A 7,143-nucleotide genomic window follows, 5' to 3' on the forward strand; every position below is an offset into this window, starting at 1 on the left:
GAAGGTGGAACTGTGACGTCAGCCCATGCGTGGCCGTGCCCGTGCCCCCGCCCGGTGGTCAGGGTCGGGTGCTTCTCCGGCTCTGCGCCAAACCCATCCGCTGTGTGCCCGGAAGAGGGTCGGCGATGGTGACGGTCACTGCGCCGGCGCGGCCGGTGGCCGCGGGCCGCGCCGCCTCGGCGGCCGCCCGACCCACCGCAGAGGTGCTGCGCGATCTCGAGGTGACCGGCGGCGGCCTGTCGTCGGAGGAAGCGGAACGGCGGCTGAAGCGCTGGGGCCCCAACGCGGTCCACTCGCACCGCGCCCGGGCGTGGCTCGTCCTGTGGCATCAGATGCGGTCCCCGCTGCTGGGTCTGCTGGTGACCGCAGCCGCGGTCTCGTACTTCGTCGGTCAGCGCAGCGACGCGGTGATCATCGGGGCGATCGTGGCGCTCTCCGTCGGTCTGGGCTTCGCCAATGAATACCGGGCGGAGAGGACCGCCCAGGCGTTGCATTCTCCTCGTCGAGACCGGGAAACGGATCTTCTACCGGACCGCGCATGCACCGGCTCGCCCCCAACCAGCCTTCGGCCACCGGCATTTGCGTCGCCGTGCGGCACGGTTCAGCACCGTCAGCCGACTACCGCGACCGAGAGCCGTCCGCCGTCCGTCGGCGAACAGACCGCACCCAAGGGACGCCACCAAGTCCCGCACGTCACCAGTCCCTCGGACCCCAACTCGGTGATCCGCCGGGCGCCCCTGTATCCGAGCCGCCACGGGCGTTTGCCTGGCCTTCAAAAGCCGCCTCGAACCGGCTCCTTCTCCCTCACCGAGCGCACCCCCACCGGCTGATGGCCAAGGACCCATGCACGGGACAGTCAGGGCCGACTCTGCCGGTCCCGCGTCCAAGCCCGTCGCCCGCCCGCCGGGGGGCACGGGTAACACGCAGGCGACGCTGGCTGGCATACGGCCGCCCCGCATGCGGGGGCGTCGAAGCGGCCGACAGCGCGTGCCGCATGCGCCGGTCAATCTCCCTCCCGAAAAAACGGGAAGCCGCAGTGGCCAACGCATCCGGTCGCTGCGCCAGGCAATCACCGCAGCCGGCGGGCCGTATAGGGCCGGACGGCGGCTGCGCCCAGAGCCGCATCCTCCCCGCGTTCTGCGGCTGCGGCTGGATGCCCCGCTGGACCACGTCGCCGAGCAGCTGCGGGAACTGGCCTCCGCCGCCATGGCCTCCGCCCGCCACGTGGCTGCGTCGAAGACCGACTGTCACCGCCTCTGAGGCCGCAGGAGTTCCTGTCAGTGGCCCGGACGGTCAGCGCGGGGAATACGCAGTGCCAGCACGAATCCGATGAGGGCCAACGCGCCCATGCCGATGGCTGCCACGGTCAGCGCCTGCCCCCTGGCGCGGGCGTTGATCCGTACGAGCTCGTCGGCCGCCGCGCCCGTGACGCCCCGAGAGGCCAGCTTCGTACGGACGGCGTTGTCGGTCGCGGCGGTGATCTGAACCTGATGGTCGAGTGTCTGCTTGACAAGATGCTTCTGGTCGGAGGACAGGACGCTGCTGGCATCCGCCCCCGCCTCGAACGCAACGAGCAGGGCCGTGGTCACGAACGCGCCGGCGAGTGCGACTCCGAACGAACTTCCGAGATATCCGGCGGTGCGGGAGAGTCCCGTCACGTCGCTCACCTCCTCCGGCGGAGGCGCTGACTGGATGAGGTCGGTCACCGTAGTGGCCAGGCCCCGGCCGAGCCCGATGAGGAGGAGACCCGGAGCGAGTGCCAGGCCCATGGCCGACGCTTCCCGCTGACGCGGGTCGAACATCACGGCGATCGCGACGCAGCCGGCGGCCATGCAGAGGAACGCCCCCATCTGGGCTGTGCGGTGGGTCATCCGCCCGCTTCCAATGAGCCTGGCGGCCGTGGAGGCCGCCACCGTAAGCCCCACCGGCACCGTGATCAGCGTGACTCCGCTCCGCAGCGCGTCGAACCCCACGGTCGTCTGCAGGAAGACCGGCACCAAAAAGAGCATGCCGGTGGGGACCAGGATCTGCATCACCAGGGTCAGGGTCGCGACCCGGATCGTGCGGTTGCGCAGCACCGACAGCCGCACCAGCGGGTCTCTGCCGCGCCTGATCAGGTGGCGCTCCCATCCGGCGAACACGCCCAGGACCACCAGTCCCATGGCGGCGAGCAAAGGTACGGGTGACACCTGGCCACGGTGGAGCAGGGTGTTGCCGAAGACCTCGAAGTCCATCCGGTCCCTGAGCAGGCCGTACCGCCCCGCCAGGAGGGTTGCGATGACGAGCAGCCCGAATCCGGTGGCCGACAGCAGTGCCCCGAGGACGTCGAAGCGTTGTCCGGGGCGCACACCGGGTCGCCCGGGATCGACCGTCCGCCGCATGAGCAGCACCACGGCCAGCGTGATGACGGTTTCCATGAGGAACGACACTCGCCAACTGAAGTAATGGGTGATGAGGCCACCCACCACGGGGCCGGCCGCCGCTCCGATTCCCGCGGTCACACCGAGCGTGGACAGAACCTTTGTCCGGGTGGCCCCGGTGAAGGCCTCGGTGAGCATGGCCACCACCGCCGGAAGCATCAGCGCCACGCCGACCCCCTGGAGCGCGGACCAGCCGGCCAGCATGAACGGCAGACTCGGGCCGAGGGCGGTGAGCAGTGCGCCCAGGCCGAAGACCTCGCCACCGAGGACGAAGGTCCGCGGGTACCCGCGGCGTGCGCCGAGCTTGCTTCCGGTGATCAGACATGCGGCGACCACCAGGGCGTACAACGAGATCGCCGACTGCACGCCGGTCAGCGAGGTGTGCAGGTCCCTGACGATCGCTGACAGCGCTACGTTCATGGCGGTCGAGGTGTAGTTGATCAGGACGTTCTCAACGGAGAGAAGGACGAACAATGTCCTGAGGGCCTGGGGTGCGTCCTCCCCGACCGGTCCCCCGATCCGCCACGTTCCGTGTCGCCGTTCCACGATCCCGTCCTGCCGTCCGATCGCTTTTCCGTCCCCCTCCAGGTCCACGGTCCAGAGTGCACGTCCGGCACACCGCAGCCCAGCGGGACGCGCGCCCGCCGTCCGCTCCCCTCCACCTCGTGGACAACTCCCCCACGGCACAACTGCACCGGCCCCGGTCACCGGCTGGAGGACATCATCGGAGGGAACGCCGAGGCGCGAGCCCGGACTCACCGGCGACCGGGCGCCAGAGAGGACAGGACACGGCGTGCGAACCACCACACTGCACAGCACGGGCCCGAAGCCGGCGCCATCGGCCTTGGATGCATGGGCCTGAACCCCGGCATGGGCTTCGGCTACGACAGGAGGAGCCCACGGGACGACGCAACGTCAATCATGGTGATCCGCCAGGCAATCGACCTGGGCGCGACTCTGATCGACACCGCGGACGTGTACGGCCCGTACACCAACGAGGAGACGGTCGGCAGGGCGCTGGCGGGCGGCCGGCGCGGACGTACGGGCATCTGTCGACGGCAGCCTGCGGCGGCTCGACACCGATCACGTGGACCGGTATCAGCTGCAACGGGTGGAGGCAAGTCCCGCTGGAGGGAGACCCGGGGAGCGATGGCCAAGGTCGTGGCGGCCGGGAAGGCGCGGTGGATCGGCCTTTTTGAGGTGACCGTGGAGCAGGTCGAGCGGGCGAGGAGAGTGCACCCGGTGGCGGGGCTGCAGTCCGAGCTGTCGCCGGGACGCCAAGCCGCGGGTGAGCTCGCCCCACAGTATGAGCCGGCAACGGCCGCGCTCGTTGACCTGAGTGAATAGCCCTGCCCCGGGACGTGACCGCGCCATATCAGTGCGGAGGGGCGCCCTTCAGCGGCGCCGTCAGGACGAGGACGTTGTGCAGGAAGCCGGTCGGTGTCGGGTCTGCGGCGGTTGGCGCCGGGTGGTGACATCCCCCTCGACACCCCACCCAGGAAGAGAAAAATGGAAGGGGAAGAGCGGGCGTGGTGGCGGAGCGTCGGGGGATCGGGCGCCCTCAGACGTGCTACGCGTCAGCGGGGCCTCCGCGCCCCGCGCCAGTGCTGAGGTGAGCGCCGTGGGACCGGCAGACAGGCGGGGGAGCCGCGTTCGTCGGCCCCGTTCCCTCATTGTGCTCGTACTGTTGGCGTGCTTCGGCGACGGCACGCTGCGAGGTGCGGGGGATGCCTCCGCGTTCGCGGGCGAGGCGGGCGGCGAGTCCGCGCCGGTATCTGTCGGTCTCCTGCAGCGCCTCGAGCGCCACCCGAAAGGTCGAACGAACGTGGCGTCGAGTTCTTCCGGGCGGGGCGCGAGGGTTGTGCGCTGGGCGTGCCGCCACTGAGGGGACGTGGACGCACGGTGCGTACGGCTGCGGGCGGCCGACCCGGGGCCGGGATCCGGCTTGAGGACGGCGGCTAGGCGGTGGAGGTCCTCGAACCAGGCTACGTCCTTGATCCGCTGCGTGATGGTGCGCAGACCCGATGCGGTGTCGTCCCGGGCCGGTGCTCGTCCAGTGGGAGCCAACGCCACACCACAGACGCGGAGTCGGTGCGGGAGTACCACCGAGGGGATTCACGTAACCGCCCTGTAGGTGCGGCACAGTCCTTCGGCCGGCAGGCAGCCCCGGCCGTATTCGTGACCAGGCTCGTGACGAGCCTGGACGGCGTGCGCCAGGCCCCGACTGACCCGAACGCTGGGCTCCCGCGCGCGTCGGCCCGGGCGAGCCCGGCGGGTACGTGGTGGCCGGGTTAGCGTCGACCGACATGCGACGTGGGAGTACGGAGGTATTGCGGTGCCGACGGTTCGGTCACGCACCAACGCGACGACCCTGCCCATCGTCCTCGGCCTTTCCCTCGCTTTCACAGTCACGGTCGTCGACCCGTTGGTCCTCAGCCTGAATCTGCCGCAGGTGAGCCGGGCCCTTGATGTCCCGGCGCAGGCCCTCGGGCTGCTGGCCGGAGCGGCGACGCTGGTGATGGCCTCCGCCGTCCTCGCCGCGGGCAGTCTCGGGGACATCTTCGGGCTCAAGCGGCTTCTGATGCTGGGACTGGTCGTCGTCACGGTCGTCGACCTGCTTTCCATGCTCTCCCCCAGCTACGGCTTCCTGCTCGCGATGCGCTTTCTGGACGGGCTGGGGATGACCGCGCTGCTGGCAGTGCCGCTGGCCCTGCTGAAAGTGTCGGTACCGCCAGAGAAGCGGCCGCTGGCCATCGGCGTCCTGATGGCCGTCACAACGATCTTGTGCGGAGTGATCCCCACGTTCACGGGCTGGGCGGTGGCGGCCGTCGGCTGGCGGTTACTGTTCCTGATCGCCCCCCTGCTGTGCCTGGTTTCGCTCTGGTTGACGGCCCGGTACGTCTCCGAGTCACCCGTCCAGCAGGGCCGTCACCTGGACGTGGTGGGTGTGACCCTGATCGGCGCCGCCCTGCTGGCCCTCGTCGTCGGCCTCGCGGCGGCGCAGAACGGCATCTCCCGACCCGAGGCCTGGGTGCCGTTCGTGGTCAGCACAGTCGTCGCCCTGTGCTTCGTGCTCCACGCACGTCAAACTCCCGAACCTGCCCTTGACCTGGCGCTGTTCCGCAGCGCACCGTTCAGTGTGGCCTTGGCGGCGACCCTCACGCTGAATTTCCTTGCCGCCGGACTCAGCATCGTCCTGGGGCAGTTCGGAAGCATCGTGCTGTCGCTGTCCCCCGAGGCCATCGGCTTGCTGTACCTGCCCGGTACACTGCTGATCGCCGGTGCCGTGATCCTGGCCGGGAGCCTGGTGGGCAAGTACACCCCGCGGCCGGTGATGGTCACCGGCCTGCTGGTGATGACGGCAAGCGGGCTGCTGATGGCGGGCACCGCGGGCCCAGCGATGGCGGTGTGGCTGCTCGTGCCGGCCACATGGCTGTGCAACCTCGGGTCTCTGGTCACCTCCACATCGGTGTCCGAGACGGTGCTTTCCCAAGCACCGCCCGGGCATTCCGGCACGGTGGCCTCCGTTCAGATGGCCTTCGCGATGACTGGCTCTGCGTTCGGGCCCACCGTCTACGTTCTGCTTTTCAACTTCTTCTTCCAGCACGAGTGGCTGGCGGACGCAAAGTCACGCGATCTGTCGGTGAGAAAAGCCGAACAGGCCGTGGATGCCGTGCGCAGCGGGATGGCGCAGAACCCAGGTGGCAGCGGATATGACCCGAACTTGCTCCGACAGGCTTCAGGACTGAAACTCGGACTGGACTTCACCGACGGACTGCGACTTACCATGCTGGCGGTCAGCATCCTGCCCCTCATCGTGGCGACGATGGCTTTTATGCTGATGCCTCGCTGCAAGGAGTCTCGAGCGTAGGGCTCGGCTCAGGGCGCAGGGCCGCTCCATGCCGGATTCGCGCGTCGCGCGGGCAGGGCCGGCTGGTTCCGCAGGCAGGCAAGGCCCCGTGGAAACATGGGAATTTCGAGGGCGAAGCACAGTCGGCTCTGCGGTTCAGGTCGGCAATGGGGTGTCCTCGCTGATGTACTACTCGTCGACGCATCGCTCAACGGAAAGCCTGACCTCAGGGTGGTCAGCTCGCCACCGTTCCCGGGGTGAGCCCGCACACCGCCGAGGCGATCCTCGCCGAGATCGGCGCCGACATCAGCCGCTTCCCCTCGGCCGGCCACCTCGCCTCCTGGGCTGGGGTGTGCCCCGGCAACGAGCCCGCGGGCAAGAGCCCCTCGGGCCGCACCCGTCCCGGCGATTGATCCCTGGCTGAAGGGCGTGCTGGGCCAGGCCGCGATCTCCGCCTGCCGCACCAGGGCCACCTACCTCGCCGCCCGCTACCGACGCCTGGTCGCACACCCTCATTTCGATCTGGCACATGTTCACCCACGACATCGAGTACACCGACCTCGGCGGCGACTACTTCCTCGAACGCACTGGCAAGACCCGCGCCAACGCGCCGTCTGGTCAGCCGGCTCAACCGCCTCGGTCATCAAGTCAACCTCCAGCCCGTGGAGGCCACATGAACGATCCTGACCTGCACAGACGGGGGATTTTCGGACCAGCGGTCGAGTCGTCGCGGGGTGTCGAGCGGCCAAGTGTCCCAAGCCACCGGGGGCAACAGTCTTAAGAAGCCGTATCTCAACCGAATGTGATCCCTTGATTTCTGCTGGTCATGCATGGTCTCGTTCGGGGTGAGGGAGGCATGGGGCGTCTTGTGTC

4 protein-coding genes and 1 pseudogene are annotated in these 7,143 nt (G+C 69.1%); 4 read left to right on the plus strand and 1 reads right to left on the minus strand.

Annotated elements, in window-relative coordinates:
- The first annotated feature begins 125 nt into the window (after positions 1-125).
- On the plus strand, positions 126-830 hold the full coding sequence (locus ACZ4EG_RS37355) for a cation-transporting P-type ATPase (protein WP_467793762.1): 705 nt from the start codon (positions 126-128) through the stop codon (positions 828-830).
- Between the two features lie 447 nt (positions 831-1,277).
- On the opposite strand, the gene ACZ4EG_RS37360 is transcribed toward ACZ4EG_RS37355, so the two are convergent.
- On the minus strand, positions 1,278-3,014 hold the full coding sequence (locus ACZ4EG_RS37360; RefSeq protein WP_467793763.1) for an MFS transporter: 1,737 nt from the start codon (positions 3,012-3,014) through the stop codon (positions 1,278-1,280).
- Positions 3,015-3,272: 258 nt separating this feature from the next.
- Between ACZ4EG_RS37360 and ACZ4EG_RS37365 the strand changes: the two genes are divergently transcribed.
- The 3 genes and pseudogenes from ACZ4EG_RS37365 to ACZ4EG_RS37375 all read left to right on the plus strand — a co-directional run.
- Positions 3,273-3,767, plus strand: coding sequence for an aldo/keto reductase (locus ACZ4EG_RS37365; protein ID WP_467793764.1), 495 nt, complete (start codon positions 3,273-3,275; stop codon positions 3,765-3,767).
- A gap of 988 nt (positions 3,768-4,755) precedes the next feature.
- The gene (locus ACZ4EG_RS37370) at positions 4,756-6,291 is read left to right on the plus strand and encodes an MFS transporter (protein WP_467793765.1); all 1,536 of its coding nucleotides are present in this window, start codon (positions 4,756-4,758) and stop codon (positions 6,289-6,291) included.
- Positions 6,292-6,509: 218 nt separating this feature from the next.
- A pseudogene (locus ACZ4EG_RS37375) lies at positions 6,510-6,947 on the plus strand (transposase); the annotation flags it as partial.
- Positions 6,948-7,143 lie beyond the last annotated feature (196 nt).

The sequence above is a fragment of the Streptomyces sp. NPDC025638 genome (assembly GCF_055558775.1).

Excerpts from the sequence above, each read along its gene's own strand:
- ACZ4EG_RS37365 (WP_467793764.1), top strand. The coding sequence starts at position 3,273 with ATGGGCCTGAACCCCGGCATGGGCTTCGGCTACGACAGGAGGAGCCCA.
- ACZ4EG_RS37355 (WP_467793762.1), top strand. The coding sequence starts at position 126 with ATGGTGACGGTCACTGCGCCGGCGCGGCCGGTGGCCGCGGGCCGCGCC.